Annotated in this window: 14 protein-coding genes; 8 read left to right on the top strand and 6 right to left on the bottom strand. The window is 75.9% G+C overall.

Annotation, left to right across the window (positions count from 1 at the left end):
- Window positions 1-2: 2 nt before the first annotated feature.
- Window positions 3-440, bottom strand: coding sequence for a hypothetical protein (locus IF43_RS0115625; protein ID WP_030200151.1), 438 nt, complete (start codon window positions 438-440; stop codon window positions 3-5).
- A 325-nt stretch (window positions 441-765) separates the two neighbouring features.
- Between IF43_RS0115625 and IF43_RS0115620 the strand changes: the two genes are divergently transcribed.
- The gene (locus IF43_RS0115620) at window positions 766-1,920 is read left to right on the top strand and encodes an ROK family transcriptional regulator (RefSeq protein WP_030200149.1); all 1,155 of its coding nucleotides are present in this window, start codon (window positions 766-768) and stop codon (window positions 1,918-1,920) included.
- 99 nt (window positions 1,921-2,019) lie between these two features.
- Here the strand turns inward: IF43_RS0115620 and IF43_RS0115615 are convergent, their stop codons facing one another.
- On the bottom strand, window positions 2,020-2,784 hold the full coding sequence (locus IF43_RS0115615; protein WP_030200147.1) for a GntR family transcriptional regulator: 765 nt from the start codon (window positions 2,782-2,784) through the stop codon (window positions 2,020-2,022).
- A 384-nt stretch (window positions 2,785-3,168) separates the two neighbouring features.
- On the opposite strand from IF43_RS0115615, the gene IF43_RS0115610 reads away from it, so the two are divergent.
- From IF43_RS0115610 to IF43_RS0115600, 3 genes are all read left to right on the top strand, one after another.
- Window positions 3,169-4,008, top strand: a complete 840-nt coding sequence (locus IF43_RS0115610; protein ID WP_030200145.1) for an alpha/beta fold hydrolase — start codon at window positions 3,169-3,171, stop codon at window positions 4,006-4,008.
- A 153-nt stretch (window positions 4,009-4,161) separates the two neighbouring features.
- On the top strand, window positions 4,162-5,556 hold the full coding sequence (locus IF43_RS0115605; protein WP_030200144.1) for a GNAT family N-acetyltransferase: 1,395 nt from the start codon (window positions 4,162-4,164) through the stop codon (window positions 5,554-5,556).
- Window positions 5,557-5,588: 32 nt separating this feature from the next.
- Complete coding sequence (locus IF43_RS0115600) at window positions 5,589-7,280, top strand: DUF885 domain-containing protein (RefSeq protein WP_030200142.1); 1,692 nt, start codon at window positions 5,589-5,591, stop codon at window positions 7,278-7,280.
- Between the two features lie 67 nt (window positions 7,281-7,347).
- On the opposite strand, the gene IF43_RS0115595 is transcribed toward IF43_RS0115600, so the two are convergent.
- Window positions 7,348-7,854 (bottom strand): rhodanese-like domain-containing protein, encoded by a 507-nt coding sequence (locus IF43_RS0115595; RefSeq protein ID WP_030200140.1) that lies wholly within the window; start codon window positions 7,852-7,854, stop codon window positions 7,348-7,350.
- Between the two features lie 94 nt (window positions 7,855-7,948).
- Here IF43_RS0115595 and IF43_RS0115590 point away from each other — a divergent pair, with 94 nt between their 5' ends.
- A complete protein-coding gene (locus tag IF43_RS0115590; protein WP_030200138.1) occupies window positions 7,949-8,395 on the top strand; it encodes an Lrp/AsnC family transcriptional regulator in 447 nt (148 codons plus the stop codon).
- Between the two features lie 52 nt (window positions 8,396-8,447).
- On the opposite strand, the gene IF43_RS0115585 is transcribed toward IF43_RS0115590, so the two are convergent.
- Window positions 8,448-11,471 carry an AAA family ATPase gene (locus tag IF43_RS0115585; protein WP_030200134.1) on the bottom strand — a complete coding sequence of 1,008 codons (3,024 nt, stop codon included), beginning with the start codon at window positions 11,469-11,471 and terminating at the stop codon, window positions 8,448-8,450.
- A 61-nt stretch (window positions 11,472-11,532) separates the two neighbouring features.
- Complete coding sequence (locus IF43_RS0115580; RefSeq protein ID WP_030200132.1) at window positions 11,533-12,699, bottom strand: exonuclease SbcCD subunit D; 1,167 nt, start codon at window positions 12,697-12,699, stop codon at window positions 11,533-11,535.
- 125 nt (window positions 12,700-12,824) lie between these two features.
- Here IF43_RS0115580 and IF43_RS0115575 point away from each other — a divergent pair, with 125 nt between their 5' ends.
- Together IF43_RS0115575 and IF43_RS0115570 are read left to right on the top strand one after the other, a co-directional pair.
- Entirely contained in the window at window positions 12,825-13,871 is a 1,047-nt protein-coding gene (locus IF43_RS0115575; RefSeq protein ID WP_030200130.1) for an enoyl-CoA hydratase/isomerase family protein, read from the top strand.
- A gap of 76 nt (window positions 13,872-13,947) precedes the next feature.
- Window positions 13,948-15,201, top strand: coding sequence for a vanadium-dependent haloperoxidase (locus IF43_RS0115570; RefSeq protein ID WP_030200126.1), 1,254 nt, complete (start codon window positions 13,948-13,950; stop codon window positions 15,199-15,201).
- Between the two features lie 177 nt (window positions 15,202-15,378).
- Here IF43_RS0115570 and IF43_RS0115565 read toward each other — a convergent pair whose 3' ends face one another.
- The gene (locus tag IF43_RS0115565) at window positions 15,379-16,008 is read right to left on the bottom strand and encodes a YigZ family protein (protein WP_030200123.1); all 630 of its coding nucleotides are present in this window, start codon (window positions 16,006-16,008) and stop codon (window positions 15,379-15,381) included.
- A gap of 137 nt (window positions 16,009-16,145) precedes the next feature.
- Here IF43_RS0115565 and IF43_RS0115560 point away from each other — a divergent pair, with 137 nt between their 5' ends.
- Window positions 16,146-16,553, top strand: a complete 408-nt coding sequence (locus IF43_RS0115560; protein ID WP_030200122.1) for a CoA-binding protein — start codon at window positions 16,146-16,148, stop codon at window positions 16,551-16,553.
- The last annotated feature ends 11 nt before the right edge of the window (window positions 16,554-16,564 follow it).

Genomic DNA, 16,564 nt, shown 5'->3' with positions numbered 1-16,564 from the left:
CGTCAGGGCGGGTCGGTCGTGGCGAGGGCGGCCATGAGGAGGTAGGCGTGCGGGCTGCCGGGATCGACGACGTAGACGGCCAGCCAGTGCTCGTCGGTGCGCCACAGGTTCACCAGGTCCGTGCTCGCGCTGATCTCGCCCCAGGGCTCGGGTATCTCCTCGCCCGCGACCACGCGCTCGTGGACGGTCGCCGGGCTGAACACGTCCGGCCGGCCCCAGCGGTCGGTCAGGGCCTGGACCAGGGCGGTGCACTCGGCATCGATCTGGTCGGCCGCCCCGGCCCGGTCGGAGCCGTCGCCCTCCCAGAAGTCCTGCGTGCGGCCGAGCTCGACGAGGTGGTGGCCGCGCCCGTCCCCGTCCCCCTGCGACCCGCCGCGCACCCCGGGATGCGCACCGGTCCGCAGCCGGTCGATGGTCTCGAGTAGCTCTGCCGTGGTCATGCCGTCAGTAAACCGCGGGCCACTGACAACTGGCCTGCCGTCAGGCGTCCCTGCGCCGAAGGACCGTGGCTGCCCGTCGGGGTCGTCGCAGCGGCGGCGGCGCGGCAGTTGGTCGACCCCGTCCGCCGCCGAACGGTGTCGGTGATCGCGGCGTACGGGTCGGGCTCGTGACGCCCTCCTGACCGCCGGGCCGGCGCTCCGGGCTCCGACCGGGAGGGCCGGGGAGCGGAGCGGGAACGGAGCCGTGGCCCCCCTCGTCCTCGCCCGGTCCGGGGCGGCGCAGTACCATCCGCCTGAACAGGTGCACGAGCTGGGAGGAATCACGTTGGGGCAGCTGACCGGCGGGGATCCCTCTCTGCTCCGGCGGATCAACTCCGCCGTCGTCCTGCGCGCGCTGCGCGCGGCGGGGGCACCGACCCTCACCGACCTCACCCGGGCGACCGGGCTCTCCCGACCGACCGTGGAGGGGGTCGTGGACGGCCTGACCTCCTCCGGACTCGTCGTCGAGGCCGACGTCGAGGAGGGGGCCCGGCGCCAGGGCCGCCCGGCCCGCCGCTTCCGGTTCCGGGCCGAGGCCGGCCACCTGCTCGGCATCGAGATCGGCTCCCACCGCGTGGCCGTCCTCATCTCCGGCCTGGACGGCCGGGTGATCGGCGCCGGCACCAAGGAGGTCTCCGAGACCGCCACCGCCGACGAGCGGCTGGAGAAGATCCGTGCGACCGTGGCGGACCTCCTGCGCCGCGCCGGGGTGCGGCGCGACTCGCTCCGCGCGGTCGGGGTCGGCAGCCCCGGCATCGTCGAGGCGGACGGCACGGTACGGCTGGGCACGGCACTGCCGGGCTGGACCGGGCTGCCCCTGGGCGAACGGCTGCGCCGGTCGTTCCGCTGCCCGGTGCTGGTGGAGAACGACGCGAACGCGGCAGCCGTGGCGGAGCACTGGAAGGGTGCGGCCAAGGGCACCGACGACGTGGTCTTCGTGATGGCGGGCCTGAGCCCCGGCGCGGGCTCGCTCATCGGCGGCCGGCTGCACCGGGGCTTCGGCGGCGCGGCCGGCGAGATCGGGGCGCTGCACCTGCTCGGTCGGGACGTGACGCCCGAGGCCCTGCTGTCCACCACCGACGAGCCGCTGCACCCGCTGGACGAGCAGGCCGTGGCCGGGGTCTTCGCCGAGGCCCGGGCCGGGGACGCGCAGGCGCAGGCCGCGGTGGAGCGGTTCATCCAGCGGTTGGTGCACGACGTGGCGGCGCTGGTGGTGGCGATGGACCCCGAGCTGGTCGTGGTCGGCGGTTGGGCCGCCGGGCTGGACGGCGTACTGGCCCCGCTGCGCGAGGAGCTGGCCCGCTACTGCCTGCGGCCGCCGCGGGTGACACTGTCGATGCTGGGCGAGGCGGCCGTGGCCACCGGCGCCCTGCGGCTGGCCCTCGACCACGTCGAGGAGCAGCTCTTCGCCATCGAGAAGACGGTCACCGCCCGTCGCTGAGCCCGTCGGTCCGGGGCGCGCGTGCCCCGGACACGCGGCCGCCCCGGCCGGGCGGTCGCCGGCCGGGGCGGGAAGCGCGTCGCGCTGCGAGCCGTCGGCTCAGGACGCGCGGCGCGCGTCGCCGTCGTGGATCTCGACGTCGGCGCCGCTGTCACCGAAGGTCAGGCGGCAGGTGTCGGCCCGGTAGGTGGCCACCGAGACGGCCGCCGTGCCCTCCGCGGTCAGGTACCGCGTGGTGACCACGAGGACGGGGGCGCCGGGCAGCCGGTCCAGTTCCTTGGCGTCGTCGGCCCGGGCGGAGCCCAGCTCCACGGAGCGGTCCTGGCCCACCAGGTCCAGCCGGCGCAGCTCGCGCAGCACGGCGCGGGCCCGGGCCGGTCCGGCGGGGGCGTCTATCCCGGAGAGACCGGGCACGGAGGCGGCCGGCACGTACAGGAGCTCGGCGGCCACGGGCTGGGCGTGCGAGACGCGGGTGCGGCGGACGGTGTGGACCCGGGTGTCGGCGTCGACGCCGAGCAGGGCGGCGAGCGCGGTGGTGGGCAGGGTCTCGGCGGCGTCGACGGCCTGCCAGCCCTCGGCGGCCTCCCCGGGCCAGTTGTCCCGTCCGCCGCCGACGGCCACGCCGACCCGCGGCGGCGCGACGGTGGTGCCCACGCCGCGGCGGCGCTGCAGCCGGCCCTCGAGCTCGAGCTGCTCCAGCGCCTGGCGGAGGGTGGCCCGGGCCACGCCGAAGCGGGCCGCCAGCTCGCGCTCGTTCGGCAGCACCTCGCCCACGGCGAAGTCCTGGTCGAGCGCCTCGCTGAGCACGGTCTTGAGGTGCCAGTACTTCGGCTCCGGCACCGATTCGAGCTGCGTGGTCCCCACCCTGACTCCTCCTGCCGTCGCTGTCTCCAGCGGCAGTTCCGCGCCTTTGTTTATTAAAGGTTCCTGCACTAACCCTGCGACCATAGGGCGGCGTACCCCCTTGGTCAAGACCAATCCTCATACCTTTGCCGGGCAGACCGGGCATAGGTATCAGGCCGTTCACACGATGTTCTTGCGCACTGCAAATGCGGCGAACGGGACAACACGCCGCGTCGGACTGGAGGTACCGGCGCGGCCGATCACTCCCGCACAGCGCCGCCGCCCCTGGCGGCGCACCGCGCGGGCACGGCCCTTGCGCGCCCCGACTACCCGACGGTAATGATGGCTGACGGCGTGTCCAACTACGCGCCCCGGCCCGACCGTTCACGCGCAGCGAGGAGCAGCATGACCGCCACGGTCTCCTTCCCCGTCCCCTCCCCCCACGGCCCCCGCACGGCGACCGTCGCGTACGAGCGCCGCGGCGCGGGCGAGCCCCTGCTGCTCCTGCACGGCATCGGCCACCACCTCCAGGCCTGGCACCCGGTGCTGGACCTGCTCGCCGCCGACCACGACGTCGTCGCCGTCGACCTGCCGGGCTTCGGCGCCTCGGGGCCGCTGCCCGACGGGATCCCGTACGGCCTCGCCGGCATCGTCCCCGCGCTCGGCGCGCTCTGCGAGGCGCTCGAGCTCGACCGCCCGCACGTGGCCGGCAACTCCCTCGGCGGGCTGATCGCCCTGGGCATGGGCCGCGACAAGACCGTCCGCTCCGTCACCGCGCTGTCCCCCGCCGGCTTCTGGAACGAGCCCGAGCGCCGCTACGCCTTCGCGACCCTGCGCGCCATGCGGGCCGGGGCGAAGGCCCTGCCGCGCCCCGCGGTCGAGCGGCTCGCCCGCACCCGTGCCGGCCGGGCGGCCCTGACCGGCACCATCTACGCCCGCCCGGGCCGCCGTTCGCCCGAGGCCGTGGTCGCCGAGACGCTCGCCCTGCGCGGCGCGCACGGTTTCGCCAAGACCCTCGCGGCGGGCACGCGGGTGCGCTTCTCCGACGACGTGCCCGGGCTCCCCGTCACCATCGCCTGGGGCGACCGTGACCGGCTGCTGTTGCCCCGCCAGGGCGTACGGGCCAAGCGGACGGTCCCGGACGCCCGGCTGGTCCGGCTGCGCGGCTGCGGCCACGTACCGATGAACGACGACCCCGCGCTCGTGGCCCGGGTCATCCGGGACACGACCCGGGCCGCCCACTGACCACGAGCGCGGGACGGGCAGGAACTCGGAGGGGGGGGCAGGAGCTCAGCACCATTCACCAGGAAAACAGGGTGAAACCGGCCAGATCCACCTTTTACCAGTCGGTCACAGTGCGTTCGTGATCAGGCAACACCACGCCGGAAGAGTGGTGGCATGACCGATCGCACCCCTGCCTCCGCCCGCCCCGCCCGCCACCACTGGCGCCGCGACCTCGTCGAACTCGCCGCGCTCTTCACCGCGGTGGCGGTGGCCGACGCCCTCGCGAACCTCGTCGTGCACGGTCCCGACGGCCCGGTCCTGCTCGTCGCCTCGGCGGTGGCCCTGCTCGCCGCATCCGGATTCCACATGTGGTGGGCACGGCGGCACAGCCATGCGCCCCCGCCCCCGCCCACGACTCCCGCCGCCGGAGCCGCGCAGGCCGCCGGCCGCCGCACCCCGGCCGGCGGCACCCTGTGGCGGATGCGGACGACCGTACGCGACGAGCCCGGCAGCCTCGCCGCGCTGTGCGGCGCCCTGGCCCGGCACTCGGTCGACATCCTCACCCTCCAGACCCACCCGCTGGCCGAGGGCGGCACGGCCGACGAGTTCCTCCTGCGCGCCCCCCAGGAGCTGCCCGCCGCCGAGCTGACCCGGGCCGTGGCCGACGGCGGCGGCCGCCGGACGTGGCTGGAGCGGGCCGACGCCCACGACCTCGTGGACACCCCGACCAGGGTCCTGGGCCTGGCCACCCGCACGGCGCTCGACGCCGCCGAGCTCCCCCTCGCCCTGCGCCAGCTGCTGGGCCGCTGCACCATCCACTCGATCCCCGCGACCACCCTCTCCGGCCGCCCGCACGCCGGCGCCGACGCCCCCGTCGAGGGCGTGCTGGAGGAGACCGTGATGCGGCTGCGCGACCCGTCCGGCGGCGCCATCACGATCGAACGCCCCCACCTGCCGTTCACCCCGACCGAGTTCGCCCGGGCGCGCGCCCTGGTGGAGCTGGACGCCCGGCTCGGCCCGCGCGTCCCGCGCAGCCAGGACGTCCTGACGCTCCCCGAGGGCACCGCGATCACCGTCCGCCGCGCCGACACCACCGACCTGGACGCCGCGCGCGCGATGCACGACCGCTGCTCGGAGCGCACCCTGGGGCTGCGGTACCACGGACCCGTCACCGACGCCGACCGCTACCTCGGCCACCTGCTCAGCCCCCGCTACGGCCGCACCCTCGCCGCCTGGACCGCCTCGGGCCGCCTGGTCGCCCTCGGACACCTGCTGTGGGACGGCGACGAGACCGAGGTCGCCCTGCTGATCGAGGACGCGTGGCAGCGCCGCGGCATCGGCTCGGAGCTGCTGCGCCGACTGATCGGGATGGCTGGCGAGGCCGGTTGCGACAGCGTGTACGCGGTCACGCGCGCCGCCAACACCGGCATGGTGGCCGCGATGCGCGGCCTGGGCCTGCCCCTCGACTACCAGATCGAGGAGGGCACCCTCGTGATCACCGCCCGGCTCGAGGCCGCCCCGGTGGACCCGGACCGTGCGCGTCAGGAGGTTCGCACCGAACGGTGGTGACGAGGACCCCTCCCCCGTACGAAGATGTCCGCATGTCAGACACCCAGCACGGCCATCAGCTTCCCCGAGAGGTCGCCGACGCGTACGTCGACGACCTCATCGCGCTCGACCCGATCACCGGCACCTACCTCGGCGTCGCCGAGAGCTCCTCCGCCCTCCCCGACTTCTCCCCCGCCGGCCGCGCGGCCGTCGCCGAGCTCGCCCGCACCACGCTGCGCAGGCTCGACGACGCCGAGCGGCTGCCGGGCGCGGACAGCGACGCCGAGCGCCGCTGCGCCCGCCTGCTGCGGGAGCGCCTCACCGCCGAACTGGCCGTGCACGACGCCGACGAAGACCTCCGCGCGGTGTCGAACATCCACTCGCCGGTGCACGCCGTCCGCGAGGTGTTCACCCTCACCCCGGCCGACACCGACGAGGACTGGGCGGCCCTCGTGCAGCGGCTGCACGCGGTCCCGGCGGCCTTCGAGGGCTACCGGGCGGGCCTGGAGCTCGGCCTGGAGCGCGGGCTGTGGGGCGCCCCGCGCCCGGCCGCCACGTTCGTCGAGCAGCTCACCTCCTGGGCGGGCGAGGACGGGCAAGGCCCGGGGTTCTTCGCCGAGTTCGCCGCGGGCGGCCCCGACGCGCTGCGCGCCGAGCTCGACGAAGCCGCCGGAGTGGCGACGGCCGCCGTGGTGGCGCTGCGCGACTGGATGCGCGACGTGTACGCCCCGGCCATCGCCGGCAAGCCGGAGACGGTCGGCCGCGAGCGGTACGCCCGCTGGTCGCGCTACTTCAACGGCACGGACCTGGACCTGGACGAGGCGTACGCCTACGGCTGGGCCGAGTACCACCGCCTGCTCGCCGAGATGAAGACCGAGGCCGGCAAGATCCTGCCGGGCGCGGGTCCGTGGGAGGCGCTCAGGCACCTCGACGAGCACGGCACCCTGATCCCGGTCGACGAGGTCCAGGGCTGGCTGCAGGGCGTGATGGACGAGGCGATGGACGCCCTCGACGGCACCCACTTCGAACTCGCCGAGCGGGTGCGCCGGGTGGAGTCCCGCATCGCCCCGGCGGGCGGCGCGGCCGCCCCGTACTACACGCCGCCGTCGGAGGACTTCTCGCGCCCCGGCCGCACCTGGCTGCCGACCATGGGCCAGGAGGCGTTCCCGGTCTACGACCTGGTGTCGACCTGGTACCACGAGGGCGTTCCGGGCCACCACCTGCAGCTCGCCCAGTGGGTGCACGTGGCGGACCAGCTGTCCCGCTACCAGGCCACCGTGGGCATCGTCAGCGCCAACGCCGAGGGCTGGGCGCTGTACGCGGAGCGCCTCATGGACGAGCTGGGCTTCCTCAAGGACGCCGAGCAGCGGCTGGGCTACCTGGACTGCCAGATGATGCGGGCCTGCCGCGTCATCGTCGACATCGGCATGCACCTGGAGCTGGAGATCCCGGCGGACTCGCCGTTCCACCCGGGCGAGCGGTGGACCCCGGACCTGGCGCAGGAGTTCTTCGGGCTGCACAGCGGCCGGCCGGCGGACTTCGTCGAGAGCGAGCTGACCCGCTACCTGTCGATGCCGGGCCAGGCCATCGGCTACAAGCTGGGCGAGCGCGCCTGGCTGCTGGGCCGCGACAACGCCCGGGCGGCGCACGGCGACTCCTTCGACGCGAAGGCGTGGCACATGGCGGCGCTGTCACTGGGCTCGCTGGGCCTGGACGACCTGGTGGACGAGCTGTCCAAGCTCTGACCCCGCACGTCCCGACGGCCGCCCGTTCCCTCCGGGAGCGGGCGGCCGTTCGGCGTGCCGGGCCGGGTCAGCAGCCGCAGTCGTCGGAGTCCGTGGGCGCCGTCAGCGGGTCCGCGCCGGCGCGCCGCTCGCGGCCCTGCCAGGTCTCGACCTCGAAGCCCTCGCGGATCCAGTACTCGATGCCGCCGAGCATCTCCTTGACCTGGTAACCGAGTTCGGCGAGCGCGAGGGCGGCACGGGTGCCGCCGTTGCAGCCCGGGCCCCAGCAGTACGTCACGACGGGGACGGACCTGTCGAGGAGGTCGGGGGCCTGCTCGGGGATGAGGGCGGTCGGCAGGTGGACCGCGCCGGGGACGTGCGCCTGGTCCCAGGCGGCGGTGGAGCGGGAGTCGACGAGGACGAAGCCCGGGTCGCCGTCGGCCGCAAGTGCGGCGGCCACGTCGGAGACGTCGGCGTGGAAGGCGAGGCTGGCGGCGAAGTACGCGGCCGCGGCGGCCGGCGAGGCGGGCGGCACGCGGAGCACGGGGTTGGTGGGGGCGGGCGCCTGGCTGGGGTTCGTCTGCGTCGTCGTCATGCCCCAAAATCTACAAAGCGTTGATCATGCCCGGAAGAGGGTTTCCCCGGCACTCACCTTGATCGACCGGTGAATCCCCTGGTACTCCTGGCACATGACCGCCTATTCCCCTGACGCCACCGACTGGCGCATCCTCGAAGCCCTCCAGCACGACGGACGGGCCAGTTACGCCGACCTCGCGCGGGCCGTGTCGATGTCGGCGAGCGCGGTGACGGAGCGGGTGCGCCGCCTCGAAGAGGCGGGCGTCATCACCGGCTACGCGGCGGTGGTCGACCAGGAGAGGCTGGGGCTGCCGATCCTGGCGTTCACCCGCCTGCGTTACCCGCACGGCAACTACAAACCGTTCCACGACCTGCTCGAGACCACGCCGGAGATCCTGGAGGCCCACCACGTGACGGGCGAGGACTGCTTCGTCCTGAAGGTGGCCGCCCGCTCGATGGCGCACCTGGAGGAGGTGGCGGGCCGGATCTCCTCGCTCGGGTCGGTGACCACGAGCGTGGTGTACTCCTCGCCGCTGCCCCGGCGGGCCATCAGCGGCTGAGCGGGGCGAAACCCGTGGGGCGCGCGGGGGTGCCGCACCCCACAGCCCGCCGTCACCGGCCCGATGCCCCCGCCGCGCCCGTACGGTGCCGCACGACCGAGCCGCCCCTCTGCTTGAGCACCTCCAGCTGGGCCTGCACCCGGGTGCGCAGGTCGGCGACGTGGCTGACGATCCCGACGCTGCGGTCCCGTTCGCGCAGCGAGTCCAGTACGTCCAGCACCTCGTCGAGCGCCTGGTCGTCGAGGCTGCCGAAACCCTCGTCGATGAAGAGGGTGTCCAGCCGCATGCCGCCCGCCTCGTCGGTGACGACGTCGGCCAGCCCCAGCGCCAGCGCCAGCGAGGCGAAGAAGGTCTCGCCGCCCGAGAGCGTGGCGGTGTCGCGGGTGCTGCCCGTCCAGGCGTCGACCACGTGCAGGCCCAGCCCCGACCGGGCGCCGCGGCGCGCCCGGGCGTCGGAGTGCACCAGCGTGTACCGGCCGCCGGACATGCGGTGCAGGCGTACGGTCGCGGCGGCCGCCACCTGCTCCAGGCGGGCGGCCAGCACGTACGACTCCAGGCCCATCCGGCGCTCGTTGTCCGCCGAGGTGCCCGCGGTCAGGCCGGCCAGCCGGGCCACCCGCTCGTACTCGGTGCGCAGCGGCCCCAGGGCGCGCAGGCCGGTCTCGGCCTGCCGGGAGAGCGCGTCGAGTTCGGCGCAGCGGGTGCGGGCGGCGTCGGTGGCGGAGGCAGCGGTGCGCAGCCGGGCCGCTGCGTCCGCGAGTGCGCTCCGGGCCACGTCGGGCCGGGCCGGCGGCAGGGCGGCCGCCGCGGTGGTCTCGGGGTCGCGGAGCCGGTCTGTCAGGGCGGCCTCCTCGGCGGCCCAGCCGTCGAGCCGCCGGCGGCCGTCCCGGGCCTCGGACTCGGGCAGCAGGGCGGCGACGGCCGCGTCGGCGGTGTCGAAGCCGGCCTTGAAGGCGGCGTCGGCGAGCCGGTCGTCGGCCTCCTTCAGGCGCTGGTCGGCGGCCTCGGCCTGGCGGGCGGCGTCGGCGGCCTCGGCGACGAGCCGGACCCGGGTCTCCAGGACGCGGGCGCGCTCGGCGACGCTGGGCGCGTCGCCCCGGACCCGGGACAGCTCCTCTTCCAGGGAGGCCCGTTCCTTCTCCAGGGTCTCGCGCCGCGAGACGGCCGCGGCCACCGCCGCGCCCGCCTCGCGGCGGACCTCCTGGCGGCGGTCGTGCTCGCGGCCGGCACGGGCCAGTGCTTCGGCGGCCGCGTGCAGGCCGCCGGCGAGGTTCCGGGCCTCGGCGTGCTCGGCCGTCAGCCGTTCGGCCAGGTCGTGGAGTTCGGCGGCGTCGGCCTCCCCCGCGGTGGCGGCGGCCTCGTCGCGGGCCTGCCGTACGGCGGCCAGGGCGCGCTCGGCGGCGGCCCGCTCGTCCTCCAGCCGCTCGTAGCGTTCCCGGGCGGCGTCCTCGGCGGCCCGGTCGACGTGGCCGGGGGCCGGCCGGGCGGGGAGCGGGTGCTCGGGCGAGCCGCAGACGGTGCAGGGCTCGCCCGCCGTGAGGGCGGCGGCGAGTTCGGCGGCGATGCCGGCCAGCCGGGTCTCCTTGAGCTCCAGCCAGTGCTCGCGCGCGGCCCCGGCGCGCTCGCGCACGGCGAGCAGGCCGGCCGCGGCGGTCTCCGCCTGCCGGGCCAGCTGGTCGCGGCGGCGGGCCGCGGCCAGGTGCAGCCGGGCGGGTTCGAGCCGGCCGGCGAGGGCCTCGGCGCGGGTGGCGGCCTGCTGGGCGGTGTCGACGTGCCGTTGGAGGGCGGCGCGACGGGACTCCCAGCCCTCCAGCCAGGCGGCGGCCTCGTGCAGGTGCTCCTCGGCGGCCCGGGCCTCGCGCTCCAGCGCGGCCAGCTCGCGTCCGATCCCGGTGCTGCGGGCCTCGGCGCGGGTGGCGGCGCCGAGCGCGCCCAGTTCCTCGCGCAGCCGCTGCTCGACGGTCGCGAGGTGTTCGGCGCCTGCCTCGGCCAGGCCGGCGGGCAGCCGGCCCCGTGCTTCGGCGGCACGCTGCGCGGCCTGCCGGTGGGCGGTGGCGGCGGCGGCGCGCAGGTCGAGGGCGGGGGCGACGCGGTCGGCCCGGGCGGCCCGGTCGAGACGTTCGCGGATCCGCTCGCGCGCGGGGGCCTCGGCGGCCAGGGCATCGCGGCGGCCCAGTGCCTCGGCGTGCCGGCGCTGGCGCCGATCGAGCTCCTGGGCGTCCTCCAGCGCGGTACGGGCGGCGTGGTGGGCGCTCTCGGCGGCGGCGAGGGCGTACTCGGCGATGTCGCGCCGCTCCCGGGCCCCCACCCGGGCGACGGCGGCCCAGGCGCGGACCTCCGCCGCGAGCCCCGGGTCGCCGGGGGCGAGCCGGGGCAGCGGCCGGTCGCGCAGGTCGGGGCAGTCCCCGGCGGCCTGGGCCAGGCGGTGCGCGGTGGCCAGCACCCGCTCGTCGCCCTCGCGTACGCGCGCCTCGGCGGCCTTGCGCCGATCGGCCAGGCGCGCTTCGACGGCCGCGAACCGGCGGGTGTCGAAGAGCCGGCCCAGCAGCTTCGCGCGGGCGTCGGCGTCCGCGCGCAGGAACCGCGCGAAGTCGCCCTGCGGGAGCAGCACGACCTGGCAGAACTGCTCCCGGCTCATGCCGAGCAGGGTCTCGATCTCCTCGCCGATCTCCTGGTGGGACCGGCTGAGCGCCTTCCAGCCGTCGGCGGCGGTGTGCTCGCGCAGCCAGGACTGGGCCTTGTCACGGGTGGTGCCGGAGCCGCGCTTCTTCGGCCGCTCCTGTTCGGGGCGGCGGGTGATCTCCAGGCGGCGGCCGCCGACGGTGAGGTCGAGGCGCACCTCGGTCGCGGTGCCGGGGTCGGCGTGGTCGCTGCGCAGGCTGGTGCCGGGGCTCTGGCGGGCGCCGGGCACGGAGCCGTACAGGGCGTAGCAGACGGCGTCGAGGACGGAGGTCTTGCCGGCTCCGGTGGGGCCGTGGAGGAGGAAGATCCCGGCGCCGGAGAGGGCGTCGAAGTCGACTTCCTGGGCCGTGGCGAAGGGGCCGAAGGCCGTGACGGTCAGGCGGTGCAGCCTCATCGGACGGCGCCCTCCGGGTTCCGGTGCGCGAGGAGCCGGGTCGGGCCGGGCGGGAACGCCGTCATCGGGCGCCCTCCCGCAGTGCCTCGTCGGCGCGGACCTCGTCGAAGGCCCCGGCCAGGACGGTGCGTTCGGCCTCGTCGGGGGCGCTGCCGCCGCGCACGTGGGCGACGAAGTCCTCGGCGATCTGCTGGTCGGTGCGGCCCTTGAGCCGCTGGGCGTAGGAGGCGCCGCTGTCCGGGCCGCCGCCCTCGGGGTCGAAGACGAGGCTGAGGGTGCCGGGGAAGCGGGCGGCGATCCGGGCCATGGGCTCGGCGGGCCGCGCGGGGTCGGTCAGGGTGGCTTCCACCCAGGCGTCCTCGTGCGGGGTCAGGGCCGGGTCGGCGAGGAGGTCGTCGAGGCGGCCGCGGATCCGGGCGAGCGGGCGCGGGACGGGTGTCCCGAGCCGTTCGGCGGTCAGCTCGCCGCCGGGGCCCAGGTCGACCAGCCACACGGACTTGCGGTGGTCGGCCTCGGAGAAGGAGTACGCGAGCGGTGAGCCGGAGTAGCGGACCCGCTCCGTGATGCGCTGGCAGCCGTGCAGGTGGCCGAGTGCGGCGTAGTCGATGCCGGCGAAGAGCTCGGCGGGCACGGCCGCCACGCCCCCGACCGTGATGTCCCGCTCGCTGTCGCTGGCCGTGCCGCCGGTGACGAAGGCGTGCGCGAGGACGACGGAGCGGGTGCCGGCCGGGCGACCGGCGAGGTCGGCCCGGATGCGGTCCAGTGCGGCGCCGAGCACCGCCTCGTGGCTCGCCCGCTCGGCGGCGAACTCGTCCTTGACCAGGGCGGGTTCCAGGTAGGGCACGCCGTAGAAGGCGACGTCGCCGTGGGCGTCGGAGAGCACGACGGGCTCGGCGCACCCGGCGGGGTCGGTGCGCAGGTGGATGCCGGCCCGGTCGAGCAGGCCGGCGCCGACGCCCAGACGGCGGGCGGAGTCGTGGTTGCCGGAGATCATGACGGTGGGCACGCCGAGGGCGGCCAGTTCGTGCAGGGCCCGGTCGTAGAGCTCGACGGCCGCGAGCTGGGGCACGGCGCGGTCGTACACGTCGCCGGCGACCAGGACGGCGTCCACCCGGTGCGCGCGGACGGTCTCGACGAGGTGGTCGAGGAAGGCGGCCTGCGCGTCGAGCAGGTTGACGCGGTGGAAGGCGCGTCCCAGGTGCCAGTCGGAGGTGTGCAGAAGTCTCACTGGCCCGCCCCCGGCTTCCGCCGCCCCACGTCCGCCTCCGCCTGCTGCCGCTTTCGTCCCGCCGTGCTGTGCACACCACGCTAACGGACCGCCGCCCCTTGACCGTCCCTCGTATCCTCGGCCGCATGTCTGTACTGCTGCGGAAGCTCGGCAAAGTGGGGCGAATCACTCTCGACCGCCCCGAGGCGCTCAACGCCCTGACCCACGAGATGGTCCGGGAGATCGCCCGCGCGCTCGACGACTGGGAGTCCGACCCCGCGATCCGGGCGGTCGTCCTGGACGGGGCGGGCGGGCGCGGGCTGTGCGCGGGCGGGGACATCAGGGCGATCCGCACCTCGGCGCTGGGCGACGGCGGATGGGCACGGGGGTTCTGGCGGGACGAGTACCACCTCAACGCCCGGATCGCCCGCTTCGGCAAGCCGTGGGTGGCACTGATGGACGGCATCGTGATGGGCGGCGGGGTCGGACTCTCGGCCCACGGCGACGTGCGGATCGTCACGGAGCGGTCGCGGGTGGCCATGCCGGAGGTGGGCATCGGGTTCGTACCGGACGTCGGCGGCACGTACCTGCTGGGCCGGGCGCCGGGCGAGCTGGGCACGCACCTGGCCCTGACGGCGGCCGCGATGACCGCCGGCGACGCGCTGCTGTGCGGCTTCGCCGACGTGTACGTGCCCTCCGCGCGCCTGCCGGAGCTGCTCGCGGCGGTGGAGCGCGACGGCGCGGACGCGGTACGGGCCTTCGCCGAGCCGGCGCCGCCGGCCCCGCTGGCGGCGGAGCGCGGGTGGATCGACCACTGCTACGCGGCCGACACCGTCGAGGAGGTCGTGGAGCGGCTCTCCGCCAGCGGGGAGCCGGCCGCGAAGGAGGCCGCGACCGTGCTGCTGGCCCATTCCCCGCACTCCCTGAAGGTCACGCTGGAGGCGCTGCGGCGGGCCCGGCGGCTGGACTCCCTGGAGGAGGTCCTGGAGCAGGAGTGGGCCGTGTCCCTGGCGGCCCTGTGCCATCCGGACCTGGCCGAGGGCGTCCGTGCGCAGGTGGTCGACAAGGACCGCACGCCGCGGTGGGCTCCCCCGACCCTGGCGGGGGTCGTGGCCGAGGACGTGGCACGGCACTTCGAGCCGCCGGCGGCGGGGCCCCTGTTCCGGGACGCGCGGAGCGTGACGGCTGAATGACGCACTCATGTCAAGTGCGTGATGACCGGATCGCCTCCCTTGCCCACCCGCCCCCGGCCTTGCTTGGCTGCACGGCATGTCGATCAAGCGCCCCGCGCTCCTCAGCCTCGGTTCCGCCCTGCTGCTGGCCGCCACGGCCGTGCCCGCACAGGCCGGCACCCCCGCGCCCGGAACGTCCCACGACCGCGCCGCCGTCGTCACCCGCTGGTACGACGTGACGGCGGAGACGGTGGCCGCCGCCGGTGCACCGACCCAGATCACCAACAGCCGTACCTGGGCCATCAGCTGGATCGCCGCCGCGCGCGCCGCGGGCGAGGCCCCGGCCGGACGCGGCCGCGCCGCGTTCCAGGACGCGGCCGTCGCCTCCGCCGTGCACGACGCGCTGCGCGCGCTGGCCCCCTCGCAGGCCTCCCGGCTCGACTCGGCCCTGGCCGCGACCCTGAAGGGGGTCCCCGACGGCCGGGCCGAACGGGCCGGGGTCGCGGCCGGCGCCCGCCAGGCCCGACGGGCGCTGGCCGCCCGCCAGGGCGACGGTCTCGACCCGGCCTCCGTGAACGCGTCGTTCCCGGTGCCGCCCGCGGCCCCCGGTGTGTGGCAGCCCACCCCGGCCGGCTACGCCCCGGCCCAGCAGTACGGGAACCGGCTCGCGAAGCCCTTCCTGCTCGACTCGCCCTCCGAGTACCGGCTCGGGCCGCCGCCCGCGCTGGGCTCCCGCCGCTACCGCGCCGACCTCGCGGAGGTACGTGCCTACGGGGCCAAGGAGAGCACGGTGCGCACGGCCCGTCAGACCGGGATCGCCACGTTCTGGTACGGCGGCTCGCTGCCGCTCTTCACCGGCCCGCTGCGGGTGGCCGTGACCCGCTCGTCGGCCCCGGCCGCGGAGCGCGCCGCGCTGGTCGCCCTCTTCCACGCCGCGCTGGTGGACACGCAGATCGCGACCTCCGACAGCAAGTACACCTACCTCCGCTGGCGCCCGGTGACGGCACTGCGGACCGGGTCGATCGGCACCGACCCGTCGTGGACGCCGCTGCACGAGACCCCGGCCCACCCGGACTACCCGAGCGGTCACGCGACGTACGCCGGGGCGGCCGAGACCATCCTGACCGCGCTGACCGGGGCCCGGACCGCACCGTTCCGGCTCACCAGCCCGACGGCGCCCGGGGTGACCCGGACGTACACCGCCTGGCACCAGCTGACCCGCGAGAACGTCGACGCCCGGGTCTGGTCGGGCATCCACTCGCGCTCCGCCGACGAGGCGGGCGTCCGGCTCGGCGCGGCCGTGGCCCGGCACGCACTGCGCCACGCCGACCGGCTGTTCTCGGTCCGCTAGGCGGCCGGCCGGGGACGGCCGGGCACCGGAGTCGGTCTGGAGAAGGCGCCGAGGCAGACCCTCGGCGCCTTCGGCGCGTGCGCGTCCAGCCGCTCCTGGTCATCGGCCCGTGCGTCCACCGCGGCGTCGGCCCGGCCGCCCCGCGAGCGGGTGCCACCGCACCGGGCGCACCTCGCCTCAGGCGTCGCCGTACGCCTCGCCGCCGAGCTCGAAGCCGGCGGATCCGGCGGTGGTGTCCGCGAGCCAGGCGCGGAAGGCCTCGATCTCCGCCTCCGGCAGGCCGATCTCGATGTCGACGGCGTCCCCGTAGCGCACGTCGAGCACGGCCCGGCCGGTGGCGCGCAGGTCGTTCTGGGTCCTGCCGGCCCGCTGGTGGTCGACGGTCACGGTGGCCAGCCGGTAGCGCCGCCGCGTACGGGTGCCCAGCGCGTCCAGGGCCTCGCCGACGGCTCCCCCGTACGCGCGGATCAGGCCGCCCGCCCCGAGTTTGACCCCGCCGTAGTAGCGGGTCACGACGGCGACCGCGTACCGCACCTCGCGGCGCATCAGCATCTGGAGCATCGGCACCCCGGCCGTGCCGCCCGGCTCGCCGTCGTCGCTGGCCTTCTGGACGGCCGCGTCGGCGCCGATGACGTACGCGAAGCAGTTGTGCGTGGCGGTGGGGTGCTCGCGGCGGATCCGCGCGACGAACTCCTGCGCCTCCTCCTCGGTCGCGGCCGGCGCCAGCGCGCAGATGAAGCGGGAGCGGTTGATCTCGATCTCGTGCACGCCCTCGCGGGCCACCGTCACGTACTGGTCTGCCTTCACCCACCCACCCTAATCGGCCGGGGGAATGCGTCGGGCGGCCGGCGGGGTTGGGTGGACGACAGCAGCGAGACGCCGCCCCCGCGGACGCCCACCGGACGGACCCGGGCCAGACGGCGACGGACGACGGGAGACCGCACGTGTACGGCGATCCGGCCACCATCCGCAAGATCCTCACCGAGCTCGGCGACACCTGGGCCGTGGTGGGCCTGTCCTCCAACCGGGACCGGGCCGCGTACGGCGTCGCCCGCGTGCTGCAGCGGTACGGCAAGCGCATCGTGCCGGTGCACCCGAAGGCGGAGACCGTGCACGGCGAGCAGGGCTACCCGTCGCTGGAGGCGATCCCGTTCAAGGTCGACGTGGTCGACGTGTTCGTCAACAGCGGCCTGGCCGGGGACGTGGCCGACCAGGCGGTCAGGATCGGGGCCGATGCGGTCTGGTTCCAGTTGGACGTGATCGACGAGGCGGCGTACCGGCGCACCCGGGACGCCGGGTTGGAGATGGTCATGGACCGCTGCCCCGCCATCGAGATCCCGGTCCTCGGCTGAGCCGACGGCCC

The sequence above is a fragment of the Streptomyces sp. NRRL S-87 genome (assembly GCF_000719335.1).
Classification (GTDB): domain Bacteria; phylum Actinomycetota; class Actinomycetes; order Streptomycetales; family Streptomycetaceae; genus Streptomyces.
The sequence above is the reverse complement of the archived record's forward strand: the minus strand, read 5'-3'. Positions and strand labels throughout refer to the sequence as shown.